The following is a 19762-nucleotide window of genomic DNA, read 5'->3' on the forward strand; positions in this document are numbered from 1 at the left end:
AGGCATGGATAGCGGATGGGTGCCGACGGGATGGCATGGGCGCCAATTTGTTGGCAGAATGCCAGCGTATGAGCGAAGAGGACCTTCCAGGCAGGCTGGCGCGCAACCTGAGGACGCTGCGGGAGACACGAGGGGCCACGCAGGTGCAGCTCGCGAAGCTGGCGGGCGTGCCCCGGGCCACCTGGGCGCATCTGGAGTCCGGCGCGGCGAACCCCACGCTGTCGGTGCTGCACCGGGTGGCGGGGGCGCTGCAGGTGTCACTGGAGGAGCTGCTGGCCCGGCCCAAGGCGAGCGCCCGGCACTACCGGAAAGACAGCCTGCCGATGAAGCAGCGCGGCGCGGCCTTCCTGCGCAAGCTCCTGCCGGATCCGCTGCCGGGCATGGAGTTCGACCGGATGGAGCTGCCGCCCAAGGCGCGCATCACCGGCGTGCCGCACACGCCGGGCACGCGCGAGTACCTGGCCTGTGAAACCGGAACGCTGGCGCTGGTGGCCAGCGGCGAACGCTTCGTGTTGGAGGCCGGTGACGTCGTCGTCTTCCGGGGAGACCAGAAGCACTCCTACGAGAACCCCGGCGCGCGCACGGCGGTGGGCTACTCCGTCGTGCTGCTTGCGCCGTCGCTCTGAGAGTGACCTTGCCTGAAGCCGCGACACCGCAGCACCGGGCTGTCGCGCCTCGATGCCGACGTCATGTCGGCCCCGGGTGGAAGCATTCAGGGCATTCCCCTCCCAGGTGGACTCCCCGGAGATAGACGATGCGCGTGGGTGTCGTAGCGCTGTTCGCGGCCTTTCTGTTGGTGGGCTGCGCGGGCGTGGAGACTTCCTCCACGAGAAGCAGTTCACGGGCCTTCCGGCAAAGCGCCTCGCATGCATCGGACGCGTCCGACGAGGAGGAAGGCAGTCAACGACTCCACCGGCGTCAACCCGTCCGCATCCCTGCGGGGACGGTCATCCTCGCACCTCCTGGGAAGGTCTCGCGGCAGGCCCTGGAGATGGGCCTCCTGGATGTGGACGCCTTCGAGAAGCTGCTGGTGCGCGCCGGCATGGAGGACGTGGACGAGCTGCCCCTGCGCCGCAATCCCTTCACTCCGGACGACGCAGTGGAGGTGCTGGGCCGGCTGATGGAGAAGCCGGTGACGCTCGGTACCTTCCCGCCGCGCATGGCTGCGGGCTTCCTGCTGCGCGAGGTGTTGGAGCGCGGAGAGGTCTCCCGCGAGGAGCTGGCGCGGCGGGTGACGCGCTTCGCTCGCGAGCAGGTGGCTGTGCTGCGGCCAGATGGATACCTCGCGTGGGCACTCAATGGGCGCACACAGCAGAAGGTCGCGCCCATCGCTTGGAGGAACGGCGCCTTCCGCGCGGGCAACTTCGAACTGGGACGTTTCTACAGTGGCAAGGGCGGGGTCTTCCGCCCGGTCGATGAGCAACTCCGGGCGTCGGACTCAAGACCGCTGGCCGAGGTGTACGACGATGCGGACGTCGTCAGCCGCTCGCTGGATGGCGCGGAGGACGCCTTCGTGGAGCTGTACCACGCCTTGGGACAGGTCCTCACCCGCCCCGCGGACAGCATCGCGGGACTGCGCAACCTCCCCGCGGGCATCGTGGCCCTCATCGCGTCTTCGCCCGAGTACTGGGACCGGTTTCAGTACATGACGGCCGGCGAGCAGATCCGCGAGACGGCCCGATTGACGACGAGCGTGGTTGCCATCTGGGGAGCAACCTCGGCCACGACGCGGACACTGAAGGGGCTGGCGTCGGGTATCGACGCCACGGTGCCCGTGCTGTCGCTGTCAGCGGAGGGGGCGCTGGTGCTGGAGCGCATCTCGGTCCCCGTGGGACGCACGGCGGCGGTGTTGAGCAGCGCTCCCGGTGCGGCAATCATCCTCCAGCGAGGCGATGATTCAGGCTCGGGAGATGGAAGCGGTGGAGGTTCGCCACCGAGCGGCCCAAAGGGCTATTCGTCCTTCAAGTCGTTCAAGCGGGCCATGGGGCCGGCGGGGAATGGAAAGGAGTGGCACCACGTCGTGGAACAAACCGACGGGAACGTGTCTCGCTTCGGACCCCAGGCGCTCCACAACACGGAGAACGTCATCCCGCTCGACAAGGCACTTCATAACTCGGTGAGTGCGTTCTATTCGTCGCACCAGTATCGGCTCACAGGCTCGACATCGCTAACCGTCCGGCAGTGGCTGAGCACCCAATCATTCGAAGCCCAATGTGCATTCGGGCTGCGTGCCATCGAGAACATTCGGAACAGACTATGGTGACGGAAGATCTTCAGAAGCTTGTCGCGAAGTTCGAGCAGCATGCAGCGGCGCAATCAGAGGCCATCATGCGAGGGGACGCGAAAGCCGCGAACAAGCACGCGAAGGAATCCATCGCAGCGTTCAAACGGCTGAGGACCCACGGAGATGTAGGACGGGACGCGCTCGCAACCCTCTTCACCCATCCGCGCATGGATGTTCGAACGGCCGCTGCGGCACTGCTCCTGCGGTATCGCACCGTCGAAGCCAGAGCCGTGTTGGAGGAGGCCGCGAAGGGCAAAGGGCTGATCCCCTTTGAAGCACAGGAAGCCCTGAAGCGATGGGAAGAAGGAACCTGGTCCCTGGACCCTGCTTGAGAGAATGGCTCAGCACTCACTCGTTCGAAGCGAGTGGCGGGCCGGGAACCTGAAGTCCACGGAGGACTGAACATGCCCATGCGGAGCGCACGCCGCCTCCATTCAAACCTTTAAAGTCCAAATCCAATGGACTTTTAAGGTTCGTGACGTCCAGACTCCCGGATGGCGCCGCCGCGCCGAGCCCTGGCCCCGAGGAGTTCATGCCGACGCCCCCATCCAGCAGCGAGCCGGCCCGCTCCCGGGTCGCACCGTTCCGTCACGTCTTGCCTCCCACGCCCGGCCGGCCCCGGCCTCTCTTCACCATCGACGGCGTCCGCTACGAGGCCATCCGCGAGCTGGTGCGGATGCAGACAGGGGAGGTGCTGATGCTCGCCCGCCGATTCCCGGAGCGGGGAGACACCTTGCCCGGACTCTGCTTCGTGCGGCGCCTGGCCAATCCCTCCACCACGCCACGCCGCATGCGGCTGGGAGCGGAGATCCAACTGGCCTTCCGGCTCCGTCACCCCGCCATCGCCCAGGTGTTCCACCGCAAGGTGCACCAGGACTCGCTGCACGTGGTCATGGAGTACGTCGACGGTCCCTCGTTGGAGACCCTGGTGAGCGCGAGCGTGGCGCGCGGCCAGCCCGTCTCCGAGCCCTTCGCCCTCTACGTGGGAGCGGAGCTGGCCGAAGCGCTGCACCACGCGCACACGCTGACGGATGAGGCGGGCAAGCCCCTGGGAATCATCCACCGCGACGTCAATCCCCGGCACGTCTATGTGGGGATGCACGGCGAGGTGAAGCTCGTGAACTTCGGAGCGGCTTATTCGGTGGTCATCGGACGCGAGGAGTCGCCCGCAAGCCTCGTCCGGGGTGACGTGGCCTATGCCTCACCCGAATACATGGAGCGGCTGGCACTGACGCCACGCTCCGACGTCTTCAGCCTGGGCGTGCTGCTGGTGGAGCTCTTCACCGGCAAGCATCCCTTCGACGTGCAGAACGCGCCCCGGCGTCCCGAGGGACTGCGCCCGTTGCAGGTCGAGTTCCTCCCTTCCCTGCCCCTGACGCAGATGCGGGTGTTGCTGGCTTGCTTCGGCCCGACGGAGGTCGAGGCGGCGGTGGGACCGCTCTCACCAGAGGTGAAGCAACTGCTGCACAGGGCCCTGCGCGCCGAGCCTGAAGAACGGTTCGCCACCGCGGCGGACCTGCGCGACGCCCTTCGCTCGGCCCTGGCCAGACGACACCCGGGCTACGGGCGCCAGGAGGCCGCGGATGAAGTCGCGCGGTTGCTGGCGGAGGGCCGCGTGCTCCGGGACGTAGTGGAGTTTGGCGAGGGCGGCCTCTTCGAGGAAGGCATGGAAGAGGAAGGCCCGGCGGAAGAGTAGCGCCTCAACGTGCCAGGGCAGAGGCGACATGGAGGAGTGCGTCCAGTTTCTCCGCGTCCAGCTTGCGCGCGAGGTGCAGCAGGCGTCGCAGGTCCGGCGCGTCGCCGTCTTCCCGGGGCGACTGCTTCTTCGAGCCCTTACGCACCTCGCCCGACGGGGTCAGGCCCAACAGCGCTTCAGGGGAGACGCGAAGCTCCTGGCAGAGGCGATAGAGAGACGGGACGCTGGGCAGCATCTTGCCGCGCTCCAGGCGGCTGTAGACGGGGTGTACCAGTCCAATGCGCTCGGCGACTTCGGCCTGCGTCAGTCCCAGATGCTCGCGGGCGGCGCGTGCCGCCGTGCCAATGGTGATGCCAAGTTCTTCATTCATGGAGGGCGCGCAGCGTATCCGAGATATGCGCTGAAGCCCCTCGGGCCTTCGCGAGGAGGCCGCATGCGCGAGACACATGAACCTGGAATGAGGACGCCATGAGGCCACCGCCCGCCATCCTGGCACCCGGAGCGGAGGTGCTGGGATACACGGTGGAGCGCCAGCTGGGACAGGGCGGCTTCGGCACGGTGTATCTCGCACGCAACGCGGGACAGCCATTCGCCTTGAAGCTGCTGTACCTGCCGCGTTCCGGCGAGCGGGTGGAACGAGAAGTCTCCATCCTCCTGAAGCTTCACCACCCCCACGTCGTGAGCCTCCAGGGTTACGGGCTGTGGCCCCCACGCGAGCCGCGCTTCGCGGTCATCGTGATGGAGTACGTGGACGGGCCCAGCTTGGACCTCTGGGCCCACGAGGAGAATCCCTCCGCGCGCCAGGTGACGCGGGTGTTGGTGGACGTGGCGCGGGCGCTCGCCGCGACGCATGCGGCGGGAGTGCTGCACCGGGACGTGAAGGAGGCCAACATCATGGTGCGCGCCTCGGACGGACCGGCCAAGCTGGTGGACTTCGGCGTTGGCGACTACACCGGCGCGCGTGATTTGACGGTGGACATCCTCCCGCCCGGGACGCCGGAGTACCGCGCGCCCGAAGCGTGGAGGTACTTCCGGCAGCATGCCCGGGTGCTCGGGGCCCGCTACGAGGCGGGCACGGCGGATGACCTCTGGGCGCTGGGCGTGGTCTTCTACTGGCTGCTGACGGGGCGCAGGCCTTTCGATGGCGATGATGACCCGAGCTTCATCGAAGCCGTACTCACCCAGACGCCCGCGCTACCGCATGAAGTGAACGAGCGTGTGCCGCATGCGTTGAGCGACGTGTGCCTGCGTCTTCTGGGAAAGACGCCCGAGACTCGCACACCGAGCGCCCTGGCCGTCGTGGCCGCGCTGGAGGAAGTCCTGCGGGGCGCGGACGCGGCGTGGGACGTGCCCCTGTGCGACGCGTTCGCTGAGGACACCGCGACGACGGAGAGCGAGCTGGACAGCTTCGATAAGTGGCTGAGCCGTCCCAGGCACAGGCACAGGCGGGGCATGCGTGCACCGCTGGAGGCTCCACCGACGCAAGCCGGAGCCACGCCGCCGGAGACGAGGGCGAAGCCACGACATTCCTTGCGCGCGTGGGCGGTGGTGGTGACGGCCCTGGTGTTGATCACCGCGGGCGCGCTGCTGCTGCACAGGACGGTGCGATTCCCAGGAGTGGTCACGCTTCGTCAGGAAGTAGCGCCCACGGACAAGTCGCCTCAATCTGACCGGGCCGCGGCGCCCAGCGGGCCAGAGGCCACCGCCGCGGCCGTCGCCCTTCCCGCGACGCTCCAGGAGGTTGCCGCCACCGTGACGACGCAGATGCCAGAGACTTCCTCCCTTCCGCTCTCCTCGAAGCCCGCGAAGAAGGTCCGGAGTGCCATGACCCGTGCGGCGGGCATGGCCACCTGCACTGCGTTGCTGGGATGCCCCGGCACTCAGGTGCGTCCGCCCCCACCACCAGAGCCCTGCCCTGTAGGGGCGGTGAAGGCCATGAAGGAATGGGGCATCAGGATGGGGGACGAGTACATCGCAGCCTTCGACTTCTCGCGACCGCGCATCATCTCGGTGTCAGAAGGCCCCACCCAATTTCTCCTGGCCGAGAACGTGGGAGACCTGCGGGGCGGTGCGGAACTGTCAGGCCGGCTCATCGTGAGAGACCGCGTCTACGGGCGCCTGACCTGGGCGACGACCAACCAAGGCGACAGCTTTCCCGTGTGCCTGGAGGTCTACGCGGAGGAGGGAGGCCGGGGCCTGCCGAGGGAGCCTGGAGACGACTCACCGTCGAGCGCCCGGGTCTTCACCACGGTGAGCGTGAAGGCAGTGCGTGAGTTCGAGTAGCAGTCCTGCCTGGGAGATGCAGCCAAGTGCCCTCTTCATCCACGGTGGTCCTCCTGGCGCTCGTGTTCGCGAGTGTGGGGGCATTCGCCCAATCCGAGAGTTCGGCCTCCGTGCCGGGCGCCCGGCGCATTGAACTGTCCCCGGATGGGACGCCATTCGTCGCGGAAATCGCGGTCAGTGCAGGGCTCTCCACGAGCCTCTACTTCGACTCGGAGCTGATGCGTGACGGCATCGAACTGGAAGGGAGGGAGCGCTTCACCCTGGTGGACATCGGGCAGGCCACTCTCCGCCTGGTTCCCTCTTCGCGTGTCATCCCTGGCGAGCACTCCCGGCTCGTCGTGCGCTTCAAGGATGGCGCGGCTCCGGTGAGTGCCTCGTTTCTCCTCCAGGTGCATCCCGCGAAAGCGGAGCCCGTCATTGAGGTCTATCGCGGGAAGCGGACGCTCGAGACCTATCAACAAGAGGTCCGGGAGGTCCGTGCGGAATTGGAGCGCTGCCGGAATGAGAGGTCACGGTTGGAGGCCGAGCATGAGGCCCCAGCCGGACTGGCGGGGCTCCTCTCCACCGGAACCCTGGATAAGGATGGTGTGGCGGGGCGTGTCGTGACCAAGGACATCCTTCTGTCTTCTGGAAATGCCTTGGAGGCGACCTCCGTCATTACCTACCGCGCAAAGAGGGCTGTTGCCGTCGTGGTCACGCTGACGACGAAGGCGGGGGTGCAGCCCTGGAACTCAAAGGGGGCGACACTTCGAAGCAGGAGTGGAGCGGAATTGCAGGTGCTCCGCATCTGGCTGCAGCCATCCCGTCCCTTGGACAAGACCTCAAGCATCGTGGTCGAGGCCGAGGCCCCGGAGGCCGGTATCCAGGGACCGTTCTCCTTGAAGCTCTGGGAGGATGGCCCCCGCACCATCACGCTGGGCAACGTGACGTTCCCATAGTCACAGCTGCGTTTGGGCTCCGCGCAATGGAGAGCATTCGGAAACAGCCCATGGTGACGGAAGACCTTCAGAAGCTCGTCGCGAAGTTCGAGCAGCATGCGGCGGCGCAAACGGACACCATCTGGCGAGGCGACGCGAAAGCCGCGAACAAGCACGCTCCCTTGCCCCCGCGTAAGCCAGGCCACCCGCTACGCCCCACCGCCCTGCCACGTCAGCATCCCCATCACGCCCACGTCGCGAGCTCCTCCTGCGTGGAGCCTCCAGGGCACCGCCACTCCGAACTCCAGGGACTTCAGCGGACGCGCCAGCAGCCCCGGTGACAGGAGCAAGGTGGAGGTACCGTCCTCGTCCCTCCAGCCGGCTTCCACCATGGGCCGCAGCGGCCCCAATGCGAGCACCGCTCCGGCAGCGAAGTCCGGGTGGAGTTCGTTCCCCAGGCCGCGCACCCCGGGCAGCTCCTCCGCCTTCAACTGGAGGTTGAAGCCCACCGGTCCCACGTCCTGATACGCCAGCAGGTACGGTTCGAAGCCCGGGCGGAAGCGGTCGTCCGTGAGGTCGCGCGTGGCTTCCAGGTCCATGCCCACGCTCAGCGTGAAGCCTCGCCGGCTGTCGTTGATCAGCGCCAGCCCGATGCCCACCTCCGCCGTGTCCAACCCTCGCGGATCCTCCGGCGTCGTCAGCGCCACCTTCGCTTCCAACTGCACGCGGTCGCTCAGGCCGTACTCACCGCGCACCGGCAGCTCGAAGCGCGTCTCATCGTCCTGACGCGTCCACTCCAGCCCCGTGCCCAGCTCCACCTGCCCCCGCTGCTGCGGAGGCGCTCCGTCTCCCAGAAAGAACTCCTGCACCCGCCCCTGCACCCCTTCCTCCGCCACCGCCGGTACCGAGAAGAGGCCCAGGAGTCCCACCGAGACGAGCCACCGTCCGTTCGCCATGCCCGTACGGTGGACACGCGCCTCATGCCCCGGGGCCTCCCCGCCGTCCCCGCCACCGCTCGGCTGCCCGCCCGCTTCGGGAACAACCCAATGCGCTGGCGCTCCGCGTGGGGGCTTGCATCACCGTGCGTGAGGGTGGCAAGCCTGCGCTCCCACTTCTTCGAGAACGACCATGCCCCTCCCCTCCGCTCGACACACCGTGGCCCTGCTGGCCCTGAGCCTCACCGCCTGTGGCGGCAAGGACGTGCGCCCCGGCGATGATGAGAACCCCAACCCCGTCACCGACCCCTGCGTGGAGAGCACCACCGCCGACCCGGCCAGCGGGACGTGCGCGCCGCTGCGGTTGCAGTGCGCAAAGGACCTGAGCGGCTTCAAGACGGACCGCTACGTCTGGCGCGACCGCGACTGCCACGTGCGCTCCGTGTCGCTCGTGCGCAACGACGCGGCGGACCCCGCGGGCTGGAACGGCGGCTACATCCGCCGCTACACCTACGAGGTCGCGGGCGCCGAGCGCACCTGCGATGGCCAGAGCACCCAGGTGCCCGGCTGGGGCATGGTGACCAGCCACCTGAAGGAGGGCCAGACGTGGGGCGCCTGGACGCAGGACGTGCGCGGCACCGGCCGCTTCGTCTTCAAGGGCGCGCACCATGCGCTGCACGAATTGAAGTGGCCGCTGTCGCTGGATGGCCGCGTGGTGCAGGTGACCGTGCAGTACCTCTTCGCCACCGGCCGGGACCACCCGCTGTATGCCATCACCCACGACGCGTCCGGCTTCCTTGCGAACCAGATTGAAGCCGACGTGCGCTCGCCCTACGGCGACCTGGCTTTCGACGGCAACGCCAACACGGACATCGCCGGCCTGGGCTGGGGCGACCGCTACCGCTTCGTCACGCTGTCCTCCCCCGTGACGATGAACACCGGCTGGGACTACCGCGAACCCAACGTCGTCCCCTACACGCGCATGTGGACCGCCGCGCCGGACGCGGAGATGGGCGCGGTGCAGACCCAGACGTGGGAGCAGAAGCCCGCGGGCGGCTACTGGCTGTATCCGGAGTGGGAAACGCGCCACGCCAACGGCCCCATGCCCGTGGCCTACAACTGGCCCTACCAGCTCAACCAGTACGAGCTGCCCTCCGTCACCAACTCCCACCGGCTCGCGTGGGGCAGCAACTTCGGCGCGGTGGGCCTCTCGCAGTACCCGCGCCTGGGCGATGACGGCGTGATGCTCTCCGGCCACCCCTACCAGAGCTACTCCGTCTTCATGGTGCTGGGCACGCACACGGCCAACCCCGTGCTGTCGCTCGTGTCGGAGGTGGAGGCCTGGCAGGGCGTGAAGCTCACCGCCTCCGAGGGCACCGTGCGCACGCGCGGCCCAGGCGGCGTGGGCCGGACAGACTCCGTCACCTACGACGTCGCCGGCTACAACCCCGTCTACGCCACGTGGGAAGCGGACGCCGCCTCCAACCGCGTGACGCTGGCGTTCGACACCGCGGGGCGCACGCTCGCGCGCCCCATGCTGGTGGTGCATGGCTACACCGCCACCACCGCGCCGAAGGCGGTCACCCTGGATGACCAGGCGCTCACCGCGGACACGGACTACTTCGCGTCCGTGGATGAGGCGGGCAAGGCGCTCTGGCTCACGCTCCAGCGCGACCTGAAGGGCTCCGCCACCCTGAAGGTGGAGTAGCCCCACGCAGGGGACAGGCCCCTGGCACCCTCGCGAGTGCCCGGGGCCTTCCCTTCATCGCTTCACGCCGGACCGTCAGTCCGCGTCGCCGCTGCCGCCGTAGCCCTGCGGGGCCTCCGAGCGCAGCCGCTGCCACTCGGCGCGGGCGTCCTGCTCCACGCGCTTCTGCTCGTCCACGCGGCGCCGGGCGTCCTCCACCTCGCGCTTGGCCTCCGCGACGGCGGCCATGTAGTTCGCCTCGGACATGTCCTTGGCGCGCACGTCGCCGCTGCGCTCCAGCGCCTTGTACTGGGCCAGGTTGAGCTCCGTGTCCGCCACCTTCAGCTCCGCGGAGCGCAGGTCCTGCTCCGCCTTGGCGGTGTCCGTCTTGCGGTCGTGCCAGGACACCTCGGCGTCCGCGGCGACGCGCCCCGCCTCGGCGCCCTGGAGCTTGGACTGCGCCTGCGCGATGGGGCTCCGCTGACCGGTGGCCTCGGCGGCCTTCACCGCGGCCTTCTCCGCCTCCATGCGGCTCTTGGCGGCGTCGCCATTGCGGCGGGCCACTTCCGCGGCGCGCTCGGCGTCACGCACCGCCACCTCGGCGCGCGTCACGTTGTCGGCGGCCTTGGTGCGGGCCAGCTGCGCGTCACGCACCTCGCCCAGCTGGTCCTCCGGGACGCGAGCCATCATCGCGTCGTCTACACGCGCGGCCTTCGAACTGCCGCAGCCGGCGAGGAACGCCATGGACGCCCCCAACGCCAGTCCCATCACCCAGTGCCGCTTCGTCCTGTTCTGGAACATGCTCTCAATCCCCCGTACGAGATGACTGGGGAAGAACCTAGACACGCCCCCGTCACGCGACAGGGGCCACGGACGCCGCCGTTGCCCCTGGAATCCGCCCGCGTCCGGGCAGGCCGTGGAGCAGGCAGGCGCGGCCCCTCTTCCGCCCCGCGCCGTTGCCGTCCGGCACTTTCGTCACGGGGCATGTCCCAACCCGCACGGGGTGCGTGTCTCAAGGTCGCGCGAACGACGCGCCACCAGGGAGAGGGACCACATGAAGCGAACCGGATGGGGATTCGTGCTGGGAACGGGCTGCGCGCTGATGGTCGCGGCCTGCGGCGCCGGCACCGAGGACTTCGACAACCTCGAGGGCACGGAGTCCGTGAAGATGAGCATCTCGCTCGCGGGTGACGCGTGCGGCGTCACTTCGGCCGCGGCGACCGTGAGCGCGCCGGACCTTCCGACCTCGTACCCCCAGTCCCTCTACGTGGGGAACGGCTACATCGAGGGCTACCTGAGCAACATCCCTGTCGGGCCCGGGCGAATCGTGGACGTGAGGGCCTACAACAAGGCGGGGCTGGAGGTGTACGCCGGCAGCGCGGTCGTGGACGTGTACTCGGGCTCGGTGGCGTACGCGCAGCTCCAGATGAGGCGCAATCCACAGAACTGCCCGGGCGGGGGGACGGGCGACATCTACATCATCGGCACGCTGGAGGGCACGGGCCCGGGCTGGGACGCGGGCTACGACGCGGGCCCCGGTCCGTCCTACGATGGGGGACCCGTCTTCGACGCGGGCAGCGCGTTCGACGCGGGCTAGAACGCGCGGAGGTGTCGCAGCCCTCCTCAAGTGCCCCGGCCGTAGAACCATGCGGTGAGGGCCAGGCGGGAGGCGTGGGCGGGCATCACCTCGTGCTCCAGCCGCTCGCTCAGGAACACCACCAGGCGGTCCAGCACCGGCGCCACCTCCACGGGGGCGCCGGTGTCCTCCGGGAACAGGCGCAGCACGCCGCCGTGCTCCGGCTTCCAATCCGCGTTCGCGTACCAGATGGCGGTGATGCGGCGGTTGGATTGGCCGGGGAACGCGTCGCGGTGGCGGGCGTAACGCGCACCGCCGCCGGGATAGCAGGCGAGCTGCACGTCGAAGCGCCCCAGCCCCAGGTACGCGCCCGAGGACACGGACTCCCCCAGTGCCTGGAAGCGGTGCCACAGGGCTTCGAGCTCGGGGGCGGCGCCGGGCAGTACCCACTCGATGTGGTCGCCACGCACGGACGTATCGAGCGCATGGTCCGCGCCGCGCCGGATGCCCGCGGGCTTCAGCGTCCCAGCCTCTACTCGCGCGAGCGCCGCGGCCCTTGCCGCCAGCGCCCGCGCGACGCCAAGGAAGGCGTCCCGCACGAAGTATCCCTGGGAACCCAGGGCCTCCGCCTCCGCGTCCGTCAGCTCCATCCTGCGTGACTCCTTCGCGAGTCCCTGTCCGGAAGCCCGCGTCCGACACGCTGCACCAGGATGCCCCCGTTCCGGAAGCGGGTAGACTTTCCCCCATGGCGAAGAACCTCTCGCGAGCCCTCTCCCTCCTCGCCGCGGTCGCGCTCGGCGCGCTGGGGGCCTGGGTGCTGCTACGCCCCACGTCTCCCCGGCTGCCGGACACGGCGGCGGTGGTGGAGCAGATGCGGGAGGTGGCCCGGCTGGAGACGCTGGACGTGTCCCTCTACAAGAAGGTCACCTTCACGCCGGAGCCGCAGGCCACGGACGCGCTGTGGAAGGACGTGCTGCTCTGGGCCAGCTACACGCTCCAGAACCCGCACGGCCGCGCCATCGTGTTCGCGGACGCGCACCTGGGGTTCGACTTCCAGCGCTTCGACTCGAGCCACCTGCGCGCCGTGGGCACGCGCGTGGACGTGCTGCTGCCGCCGATGCAGGTGACGGTGGCCCTGCGGCCCGGGGAGACGGAGATCATCGACTCCAACCTGGACAGCGCGCAGACGGCGCAGCTGTTGGAGAAGGCGCGTCTGGCGTTCGAGAGAGAGGTGCGCCAGGACCGGCGCCTCCAGGAGAAGGCGCGTCAGTCCGCGGAGCGCTCGCTGCGGGGGCTCTTGCTCACGCTGGGCTTCCGCGAGGTACGGTTCGTGGAGACCTTGCCGGTGGGGAGCGCGGGATGACGGAACGGTTGGAGTTGATTCAAGGAGACATCACGCGCATCGCGGCGGACGCGATCGTGAACGCGGCGAACTCCGGCCTGTCGGGTGGCGGCGGCGTGGACGGTGCCATCCACCGCGCGGCGGGTCCGGAGCTGGTCGCGGAGTGCCGCACGGTGGGCCGCTGTCCCACGGGAGAGGCGCGCATCACGCGGGGCTACCGGTTGCCCGCGGCCCACGTCATCCACGCGGTGGGCCCCTCGTGGTGGGGCGGGGACCGCGGCGAGGACGAGCTGCTTGCCTCGTGCTACCGGAGCACGTTCGCGCTGATGGAGCAGCACGGGCTGCGCACGGTGGCGTTCCCCGCCATCTCCACGGGTGCCTACGGCTTCCCCATTGAACGGGCCGCCCCCATCGCCCTGCGGGAGATCCGCGCGGCCCTGGCGCGGCGGCCGGAGCTGGAGCGCGTCACCGTGGTCCTCTTCAGCGAACAGGACTTGAAGGTGTATCAGCGGGCGTTGGGCGCGTAGGTCACGCGCTTCGCAGTGAGTCCCCATCCAGGACGAACGACCCGGGCACGCCGTCCGGCGCATGCCCCAACGCCGCGAGCCTCCGCACCGATTCACCGTCCGAGTCTCGGCACAGGAGCGCCACTTCGCGCCGGCCCAGGCTCACGCGCAGCGGTCCTCCACCCGTGGCGGCCTCCAACCTGCGGCGCTGCGCTTTCCTAACTGGAGATAACCCAATCTAGAATGGGCAGCACACAGGCAACATTTCTCCCGATTCCAAGAAAGCCAAATCGCCGCCCTACAGCTCGGAATCCGCAAGGAACAATGCGGCTCCTATCAAAACCCTTCTCCTACAAGATTTAATGTTCATTCCGATTGCACTCAAATGCGCCTCAAGAAACCCCTATCAGAAAACAAACCCAAACAGCACCACAACCCACCTAAACATCCGTACAGACACAGCAACCTCAAGGGCGCCAGAAAGCTGGGTAACCCAGGACCCAACTGCCGGAAATCACATCTCCCCGCAATAATAGGCCCACAATAGAAATATCCATCTATACAAACCCCATCGACCACCATTTCAACCACTCAAGCACCCGCCCCTTTTTCCAATTCTCACACCCACCACATGAGCACCAACCCAAAACCATCCGACACAGACATCATTCGCGCACTAGAACTCGTAACGGAAGATCAGCGCGGAAACCTATTCTATAAACACCCCTTCGAAATCGACATCCTCAAGAGAGAGCTATCGTGGCTTGAGCGCATCGCGACACTGCTTGCCGAAAACAAATACACCGCCGCACAAGCTCGACCCGTCGACGTTCCAAAGCCCGGATACCACATCCGCCCGGCAGCGCATCTCTCACTAGAGGATCAAGTCGCCCTAAGCTATCTTCTAATCAAGTTCAAACCAGCAATAAGATCAGCCATCGCTTGGTCAGAAGGGACAGTCCGCCAGTCCCACTGGATCTCAGACGGAGGCAGTTGGTTTCGAGACGCCTACGATGGATGGACGCACTTCCGAGAGAAGTCCATCCAGACAATACGCAATGGCGCGAACTTCGTCTTCATCACAGACATCGCAGGCTACTACGAAAACATCGACCTCTCAAAACTCATCTCAGACCTAAAGAATCTAAATGTTTCCTCGAAAATCGCAGACCAAATTTCAAGCTGCCTAAACAAGTGGGCAGGACCGAGGCGCCGCGGCATCCCCCAGGGATACAACCCAAGCCACCTACTGGGAGAGCTATACTTAGATTCGATTGATCACAATCTACAAGACGAAGGGTTCACACACCTCCGTTATGTCGACGACATTCGGGTTTTCGCCAAAACAGAACAAGAAGCGCGACGCGCACTTCATAGAGTAACTGTACTTCTCCGAGAGCGCGGGCTCAATCTTCAAACATCCAAGAGCAAGATCATCTCGAGAGACGAGGCAGCCGCCCTCTTTGATGGAGTCGCTCCGACAATCAAGAACGTGAGCAATGAAATCGCCAAAGAACTCGATTCACTGGAGGAGGTTGGCTACGTTGGACTAGAGGAGTCCAGACGGGCACTGGAAAACCTCTCTTTCCCGCCGCTTGAAGTACTCCAACGAACCTGGAGACAGTTTGAGCAGGGAAATCTCGGCGGATTCGACAAGACACTCTTTCACTATCTCTTGAACCGTCTTGGCAAAGCCAAGGCGCCCGACGCGGTTGACTACAGCCTACGGCTATTAACCGAACGCCCAGAAGAAACTGCCACATGCCTTCACTACCTCCAACAGACAAGCGGGCGAGAAGCCGATATCACGAAAGCAGTAGCTGAAATAATCCAAAGCAAAAACACACTCTTCATATACCAAATCTACACCTGCCTGAGATGGCTCTACGACAACAAAATCAGAATCGAATCAGTAATAGAACACTGCCGCTCTCTCTCCACTTGGTCACCGGAACGATTCATTGTTCGCCCATACGCAATCGCGTACATTGGCCTCTTCGCATCACTCAGGGACTTCGAGCGATTGGAGGGCCTTTACAGAGACTCCTCCGACTGGCTTGATCGAGCGACCGTAATATGCTCGTACCGAAACGCCATCACCGACATGCGCAACGCCTTTTATGGCCGGGTCAAAGGCGAGCACGAGCTGGTAGACAGAGCGATTTCTTATTCAAAGGCAGCCTAATCCCCTTGTCACCAAACCACCCACTAGCATCCAAACAATCCTAGACCCTCAAGGGGCCAGCCATTCATACGGGCAATAGCCCATCGCCCTCCAGGACAAATGACCCGGGCACACCGTCCGGCGCGTGCCCCAGCGCGGCGAGCCTCCGCACCGATTCACCGTCCGAGTCGCGGCACAGGAGCGCCACCTCACGCCGGCCCAGGCTCACGCGCAGCGGGCCTCCGCCCGTGGCGGCCTCCAGCCTGCGGCGCTGTGCCTTCGTGAGCAGCCGTGCACCGTCGTGCCCGTCGCCGCCCGCCACCGCCCAGATGCCGGAGAACGCCTCCGCCAGCCGCACCTCGCCCTGGTCGATGACGACGGGCCGCACGTCCACGGGCCGCAGCTCCAGGTTGTGCCATGCCGCCGCGTCCACCGCTTCGAGCGTGAGTCCTGCGTCCTTCAGCGCGGAGGCCGGCAGGTAGCGCACGAACTCCGCGTCCTCCAGCACGTAGAAGACCTCCAGCCCCTCGGGCCCCGGACGGAACAGCGCGCCCTGGCTCCCCGCCACGAAGCCCGAGGGCCGCAGCACCGGACGCAGCGCATCCAACGACACACCCGTGGGCCCCACGCCCGAGGACAAGCCGCCCAGCCTCGACGCCAGCGCCTCCACGTGCGCGGTGAGCCCCTGCGTGCCCGGTGCCTCCTGATACGCGGCATACAGCGAGCCCACGTCCACGCGGCCCACGCCACCCGAGGCCAGCTTCACCAGCAGGTCGCGCCCCTGACGGCGGAAGGCCACGCCCGCGCGGCCCAGGGCAGCGGTGAGCGCGGCGGTGAACTCCGGACGCAACACCTGCTCCTCGGGCGCGGGCGGCGGAGGAAGGTCCGCGGCCTCCAGCTCCGCGCGCAGCAGCTTCGCCTCCGCGTCGAAGGGGTCTCGCTCCACGGCCTCCGCCACGTAGGCGCGGGCGCGGGCACCCTCGCCCTGCCGCAGCGCGAGCACGGCCAGCACCTTGAGGGCCTCCGGGTCGCCGGGGCTCAGGACCAGCGCTTCCCGCAGCTCCGCTTCCGCCTCCCGGTGCCGCTCCAATCCCAGCAGCGCTCGCGCGAGCCCCAGGCGCACCTGGAGGTCCTTGGGGAAGTCACGCCGCAGGGCCTGCATCAACGGCAGGGCTTCGCGCTCCGCGTCCGCGTTGACCAGCGCATGCGCCACGGTGAGGCGCAGCGTGGGTCCGGGCGTGCGCGCGGCCTCGTCACGCAGCGCCTCCAGCTCCGCGCCGCTGAGCACTTCACCCGCCTCCACCTTGCGGCGCAGGCGCTCCAGTTCCGCCGGGGAAATCACGCGCGGACTCTACTCCCTCCGGAGCTCAGGCCCGTCAATGCGTTGCATCGTGCTCGGCGGGTTCCTCCTCGCCCCGGTGCTGGGAGAGGAAGTCGTCCAGGGCGCCCACGTCGATGGGCTTGCGGAACACGGCATCCACCTGCGCCAGGCTCGCGCGGTTCTGGCCGCGCACGTCCATGCCGGTGACGATGGCCAGCAGCGCCTGGGGCGTACGCTGCCGCAGCTCTCGCGCCAGCTCCCAGCCCGTCATCTCCGGCATCACCGCGTCCAGCAGCGCGGCGTCGTAGGGGTGCTTCTCCCAGATGCGCAGGGCCACGTCCGGGCTGTGCGCCACCTGCACTTCGTAGCCCTCCTCGCCCAGCACCTCCGCCATCATCCGCGCGTTGTCCAAATCATCGTCCACCACCAACACGCGGCGCGCGCGCCCGGGCATGCGCGGCATGCGTCCCGCCGGCGGCGCTGGCGGCTGCGCGGTGGGCTCGGGAGCACCTGTCGGCGCTTCGCGGAAGCGCGGCAGCCGCACGATGAAGCTGGCGCCCGAGCCGTCGCGCCGGTTCTCCACCGTCAGCTCTCCGCCCCAGCGCTGCACCTGCGTGCGCGCCACCGCCAGGAACAGCGAGAACTGCGGCGCCCCCGGGTCCCGGCGCAGCGGGTCGAACAGGCCCGCCAGTTCATCCTGCGCGTAGGGCCGCCCCCCATCCTCGATGCGCAAGTCCAGCCAGTCCTCCCGGGCGGGGCGGGAGCGGATCACCAGCGTGCCGCCGCCCTCCATCCGGTCCCGCGCGGACAACATCAGGTTGACGATGAGCTCGCGGAAGAAGCCCGCGTCCGCCTTCACGCCCCACGGGAAGCCCAGGTCCAGCTCCGTGTGCACCGGGTGCTGGCGCTGCTCCAACTCTCCCCGGGCCAGCTCCAACGCCTCGCGCACCGTCTGGTCCACCGGCACGTCGCCCAGGCGCTCCTCGGTGCGCTGAACGCTGAACTCCTGCAGCCGCGCCACCAGCTCGCCAATGTTGCGCACCGTCTTGTCCAGCGCGTCGACGTGCTCGGGCTTGTATTCGCGTTGCAGCAGCGTGATGCGCAGCCGCAGCACGTTGAGGAAGTTGTTGAGCGCGTGCGCGGCGCCGCTCGCCAGCTGCCCCAGCGCCTGCTGCCGGGTGCGCCGCAGCAGTTGTCCCTGGAGCCGGCGCACCTCGTCGTGCGCGTTCTCCAGGGCCTTGGTCTTCACCGCGGCCTCGGTGCGGTCGCTGAAGGTCTGGATGACCCCCGCGAGGACCTGGTCCTCCTCCCACACCGGCGTGGCGCTCATCTCCAGCGTGGCGTCCCCGCCGCCAGGGCGCTCCACCTGCATCATCACGCCGCGCACCGGCGCCTTCTCGCGCAGCGCGCGCAGGAAGGGCATGTCCTGCACCTTGAAGGGCTCGCCCGTGGTGTGCCGCGCGTTGACCTGGGTGAGCACGGGCCCCAGCGAGCCGGTGGCGCGCGCGCCCACCACCGCGCGCATGGGCACCCCCATCAGGCGGCTCACCGGCGGCGAGGCGAAGGACACCATGCCGTCCGTCTCCGCCAGCAGGATGCCCACCTCCACGTGGTTGAGCACCGACTCCATCACCGCCGCCTCGCGGAAGCGCACCTCCTCCGTCTTGAGCACGCGCGCGTAGGAGGCCTGCGCGGACGCGTCCGCCTCCCACACCAGCTCCGACACCAGCTCCGCCACGTCCGCGTGGATGACGCCTCCGTTGCGGCGTGAATAGACGTAGAGCAGCACCTCCTGGAGCGACTTGAACTCGCGGGTCAGGTCTTCGGGCTCGAAGTTCTGGTCGTACCGGAAGGCCCCGTGCGAACGCACCACCTCCGGCCACAGCCGCACGGCGTCCTCGCCCCGGTCCTCGAGCAGCCGGGCAAGCTCATCCAGCAGATGGCGCAGCGGCGCGCGCAGGTCCCGGCCGGGGACCTCCACCTCGTACGTCTCCGCGCGCAGGCGCTTGGACCACAGGCGCGTGATGCGCTCGCCCTCGTCCGAGAGCAGGCCTGACAGCGCGGTGATGGCATCATGGGAAGAAGGCACGCTCAAGGGCGCACGATGCGCACGCCCCAGGCGCCCAGCCACCCGCCCCCCCTCTCCTCGCGGTGCGGCAATGTCAGGCGTTTCACATGAAGGAAGCCATCACGGGCCCCGAGCGCCCGCCTGCCCGTCCGCCCTGGCCATGGCGAGCGGTCGTCCCCACCTTCCCAGGTACGGATGAGCATCAAGGAGCGCAGGAAGAACGACCTGGAGCAGCCAGAGGTCTCTCAGCAGGCCATGGCGCAGCTCTTTCGTGGCGAGCTCAGCCGCTCGGACACGTGGCGTACGCGGCTGGACACGACGACGAACTGGGCGCTCACCACGACGGCGGCGGTCATCTCCTTCGGCTTCGCGTCGCCGGAGAGTTCGCACGTCACGTTCCTGGTGGGCATCTGGATGGTGGTGTCCTTCCTGCTCATCGAGGCGCGGCGCTACCGCTACTACGACCTGTGGAACCGCCGCGTGCGCCTGCTGGAGGACGGCTGGTGGGCGCCAATGCTGCGGCGCGAGCCGGTGGATCCAGACGCGCTGCGGGAGCTGGCGGTGGAGATGTCCCGGCCGCAGATCCAGCTATCGCTGGTGTCCGCCATCGCGACGCGGCTCAACCGCGCGTACGGGCCCATCCTCATCGTCCTGTTGGTGACCTGGTTCTTCAAGGTCTACAGCCACCCGCGTCCGCCGCGTGACTTCGGGGACTTCGTGGACCGGGCGCACGTGGCCTGGATTCCAGGCCCGGTGGTGATGGCCGCGCTGCTGTTCCTCACCGTGGCGGCGGCGTACCTCTTCAGCGCGTCCTTCTTCATCCGGGCACCGCTGGGCGAACTGCGCACCCGGCCGCGCGGACGCAGGGCGGCGCTGTGGGAGGCCTTCTACCGGCCCTACGCCATCCAGCGCCGCAAGCGCCCGCGTCCCCCGGGCGTGCGCGCCAGCACGCCGCGCCCGCCGGCCCCGTTCGACCGCTGACG

Annotated in this window: 19 protein-coding genes; 12 read left to right on the top strand and 7 right to left on the bottom strand. The window is 67.8% G+C overall.

Translation table 11 applies throughout. The features are described from left to right. Nucleotides 1-68: 68 nt before the first annotated feature. From D7Y21_RS00160 to D7Y21_RS00175, 4 genes are all read left to right on the top strand, one after another. On the top strand, nucleotides 69-626 hold the full coding sequence (locus D7Y21_RS00160) for a helix-turn-helix domain-containing protein (RefSeq protein WP_120561396.1): 558 nt from the start codon (nucleotides 69-71) through the stop codon (nucleotides 624-626). A gap of 365 nt (nucleotides 627-991) precedes the next feature. Beyond that, nucleotides 992-2263 (top strand): hypothetical protein, encoded by a 1272-nt coding sequence (locus tag D7Y21_RS42150; RefSeq protein ID WP_199735335.1) that lies wholly within the window; start codon nucleotides 992-994, stop codon nucleotides 2261-2263. Next, nucleotides 2257-2616: a DUF2019 domain-containing protein gene (locus D7Y21_RS00170; protein WP_199724152.1), complete on the top strand. Its 360-nt coding sequence runs from the start codon at nucleotides 2257-2259 to the stop codon at nucleotides 2614-2616. Before D7Y21_RS42150 ends, D7Y21_RS00170 begins: the two co-directional genes overlap by 7 nt. Nucleotides 2617-2816: 200 nt before the next feature. Further along, on the top strand, nucleotides 2817-3980 hold the full coding sequence (locus D7Y21_RS00175) for a serine/threonine-protein kinase (protein ID WP_120561393.1): 1164 nt from the start codon (nucleotides 2817-2819) through the stop codon (nucleotides 3978-3980). A gap of 4 nt (nucleotides 3981-3984) precedes the next feature. Here the strand turns inward: D7Y21_RS00175 and D7Y21_RS00180 are convergent, their stop codons facing one another. Further along, nucleotides 3985-4350, bottom strand: coding sequence for a helix-turn-helix domain-containing protein (locus D7Y21_RS00180; protein ID WP_120561392.1), 366 nt, complete (start codon nucleotides 4348-4350; stop codon nucleotides 3985-3987). A 98-nt stretch (nucleotides 4351-4448) separates the two neighbouring features. Between D7Y21_RS00180 and D7Y21_RS00185 the strand changes: the two genes are divergently transcribed. Further along, nucleotides 4449-6263, top strand: coding sequence for a serine/threonine-protein kinase (locus D7Y21_RS00185; RefSeq protein WP_121710463.1), 1815 nt, complete (start codon nucleotides 4449-4451; stop codon nucleotides 6261-6263). Nucleotides 6264-6289: 26 nt separating this feature from the next. Next, a complete protein-coding gene (locus D7Y21_RS00190; RefSeq protein WP_121710465.1) occupies nucleotides 6290-7201 on the top strand; it encodes a DUF2381 family protein in 912 nt (303 codons plus the stop codon). Between the two features lie 188 nt (nucleotides 7202-7389). Here the strand turns inward: D7Y21_RS00190 and D7Y21_RS00195 are convergent, their stop codons facing one another. Beyond that, nucleotides 7390-8136, bottom strand: a complete 747-nt coding sequence (locus D7Y21_RS00195; RefSeq protein ID WP_120561389.1) for a hypothetical protein — start codon at nucleotides 8134-8136, stop codon at nucleotides 7390-7392. A gap of 172 nt (nucleotides 8137-8308) precedes the next feature. Between D7Y21_RS00195 and D7Y21_RS00200 the strand changes: the two genes are divergently transcribed. Next, a complete protein-coding gene (locus D7Y21_RS00200; RefSeq protein WP_121710467.1) occupies nucleotides 8309-9823 on the top strand; it encodes a hypothetical protein in 1515 nt (504 codons plus the stop codon). Between the two features lie 75 nt (nucleotides 9824-9898). Here the strand turns inward: D7Y21_RS00200 and D7Y21_RS00205 are convergent, their stop codons facing one another. Beyond that, a complete protein-coding gene (locus D7Y21_RS00205; protein WP_121710469.1) occupies nucleotides 9899-10603 on the bottom strand; it encodes a hypothetical protein in 705 nt (234 codons plus the stop codon). A gap of 253 nt (nucleotides 10604-10856) precedes the next feature. On the opposite strand from D7Y21_RS00205, the gene D7Y21_RS00210 reads away from it, so the two are divergent. Continuing rightward, nucleotides 10857-11399, top strand: coding sequence for a hypothetical protein (locus tag D7Y21_RS00210; RefSeq protein WP_121710471.1), 543 nt, complete (start codon nucleotides 10857-10859; stop codon nucleotides 11397-11399). A gap of 26 nt (nucleotides 11400-11425) precedes the next feature. Here D7Y21_RS00210 and D7Y21_RS00215 read toward each other — a convergent pair whose 3' ends face one another. Continuing rightward, nucleotides 11426-12028, bottom strand: a complete 603-nt coding sequence (locus D7Y21_RS00215) for a 2OG-Fe(II) oxygenase (protein ID WP_120561385.1) — start codon at nucleotides 12026-12028, stop codon at nucleotides 11426-11428. 95 nt (nucleotides 12029-12123) lie between these two features. Here D7Y21_RS00215 and D7Y21_RS00220 point away from each other — a divergent pair, with 95 nt between their 5' ends. Further along, on the top strand, nucleotides 12124-12741 hold the full coding sequence (locus D7Y21_RS00220; protein ID WP_120561384.1) for a DUF4230 domain-containing protein: 618 nt from the start codon (nucleotides 12124-12126) through the stop codon (nucleotides 12739-12741). Further along, complete coding sequence (locus D7Y21_RS00225; protein ID WP_120561383.1) at nucleotides 12738-13247, top strand: O-acetyl-ADP-ribose deacetylase; 510 nt, start codon at nucleotides 12738-12740, stop codon at nucleotides 13245-13247. Before D7Y21_RS00220 ends, D7Y21_RS00225 begins: the two co-directional genes overlap by 4 nt. Before the next feature lies 1 nt (nucleotide 13248). On the opposite strand, the gene D7Y21_RS00230 is transcribed toward D7Y21_RS00225, so the two are convergent. Further along, entirely contained in the window at nucleotides 13249-13392 is a 144-nt protein-coding gene (locus tag D7Y21_RS00230) for a hypothetical protein (protein WP_199735336.1), read from the bottom strand. A gap of 465 nt (nucleotides 13393-13857) precedes the next feature. Here D7Y21_RS00230 and D7Y21_RS00235 point away from each other — a divergent pair, with 465 nt between their 5' ends. Continuing rightward, a complete protein-coding gene (locus D7Y21_RS00235) occupies nucleotides 13858-15411 on the top strand; it encodes an RNA-directed DNA polymerase (RefSeq protein WP_121710473.1) in 1554 nt (517 codons plus the stop codon). Nucleotides 15412-15475: 64 nt separating this feature from the next. Here D7Y21_RS00235 and D7Y21_RS00240 read toward each other — a convergent pair whose 3' ends face one another. Together D7Y21_RS00240 and D7Y21_RS00245 are read right to left on the bottom strand one after the other, a co-directional pair. After that, nucleotides 15476-16732 carry a tetratricopeptide repeat protein gene (locus D7Y21_RS00240; protein WP_121710475.1) on the bottom strand — a complete coding sequence of 419 codons (1257 nt, stop codon included), beginning with the start codon at nucleotides 16730-16732 and terminating at the stop codon, nucleotides 15476-15478. A gap of 34 nt (nucleotides 16733-16766) precedes the next feature. Further along, nucleotides 16767-18800, bottom strand: a complete 2034-nt coding sequence (locus D7Y21_RS00245) for a hybrid sensor histidine kinase/response regulator (protein ID WP_120561738.1) — start codon at nucleotides 18798-18800, stop codon at nucleotides 16767-16769. Between the two features lie 174 nt (nucleotides 18801-18974). Between D7Y21_RS00245 and D7Y21_RS00250 the strand changes: the two genes are divergently transcribed. Beyond that, nucleotides 18975-19760, top strand: coding sequence for a DUF2270 domain-containing protein (locus tag D7Y21_RS00250; RefSeq protein ID WP_120561381.1), 786 nt, complete (start codon nucleotides 18975-18977; stop codon nucleotides 19758-19760). Nucleotides 19761-19762: the final 2 nt, after the last annotated feature.

It is taken from the genome of Corallococcus sp. AB045 (assembly GCF_003668895.1).
Classification (GTDB): Bacteria; Myxococcota; Myxococcia; order Myxococcales; family Myxococcaceae; genus Corallococcus; species Corallococcus coralloides.

Excerpts from the sequence above, each read along its gene's own strand:
- D7Y21_RS42150 (WP_199735335.1), top strand. The coding sequence starts at position 992 with ATGGGCCTCCTGGATGTGGACGCCTTCGAGAAGCTGCTGGTGCGCGCC.
- D7Y21_RS00220 (WP_120561384.1), top strand. The coding sequence starts at position 12,124 with ATGGCGAAGAACCTCTCGCGAGCCCTCTCCCTCCTCGCCGCGGTCGCG.
- D7Y21_RS00170 (WP_199724152.1), top strand. The coding sequence starts at position 2,257 with ATGGTGACGGAAGATCTTCAGAAGCTTGTCGCGAAGTTCGAGCAGCAT.
- D7Y21_RS00180 (WP_120561392.1), bottom strand. The coding sequence starts at position 4,350 with ATGAATGAAGAACTTGGCATCACCATTGGCACGGCGGCACGCGCCGCC.
- D7Y21_RS00235 (WP_121710473.1), top strand. The coding sequence starts at position 13,858 with ATGAGCACCAACCCAAAACCATCCGACACAGACATCATTCGCGCACTA.
- D7Y21_RS00200 (WP_121710467.1), top strand. The coding sequence starts at position 8,309 with ATGCCCCTCCCCTCCGCTCGACACACCGTGGCCCTGCTGGCCCTGAGC.
- D7Y21_RS00210 (WP_121710471.1), top strand. The coding sequence starts at position 10,857 with ATGAAGCGAACCGGATGGGGATTCGTGCTGGGAACGGGCTGCGCGCTG.
- D7Y21_RS00185 (WP_121710463.1), top strand. The coding sequence starts at position 4,449 with ATGAGGCCACCGCCCGCCATCCTGGCACCCGGAGCGGAGGTGCTGGGA.
- D7Y21_RS00250 (WP_120561381.1), top strand. The coding sequence starts at position 18,975 with ATGAGCATCAAGGAGCGCAGGAAGAACGACCTGGAGCAGCCAGAGGTC.
- D7Y21_RS00225 (WP_120561383.1), top strand. The coding sequence starts at position 12,738 with ATGACGGAACGGTTGGAGTTGATTCAAGGAGACATCACGCGCATCGCG.
- D7Y21_RS00175 (WP_120561393.1), top strand. The coding sequence starts at position 2,817 with ATGCCGACGCCCCCATCCAGCAGCGAGCCGGCCCGCTCCCGGGTCGCA.
- D7Y21_RS00160 (WP_120561396.1), top strand. The coding sequence starts at position 69 with ATGAGCGAAGAGGACCTTCCAGGCAGGCTGGCGCGCAACCTGAGGACG.
- D7Y21_RS00215 (WP_120561385.1), bottom strand. The coding sequence starts at position 12,028 with ATGGAGCTGACGGACGCGGAGGCGGAGGCCCTGGGTTCCCAGGGATAC.
- D7Y21_RS00205 (WP_121710469.1), bottom strand. The coding sequence starts at position 10,603 with ATGTTCCAGAACAGGACGAAGCGGCACTGGGTGATGGGACTGGCGTTG.
- D7Y21_RS00195 (WP_120561389.1), bottom strand. The coding sequence starts at position 8,136 with ATGGCGAACGGACGGTGGCTCGTCTCGGTGGGACTCCTGGGCCTCTTC.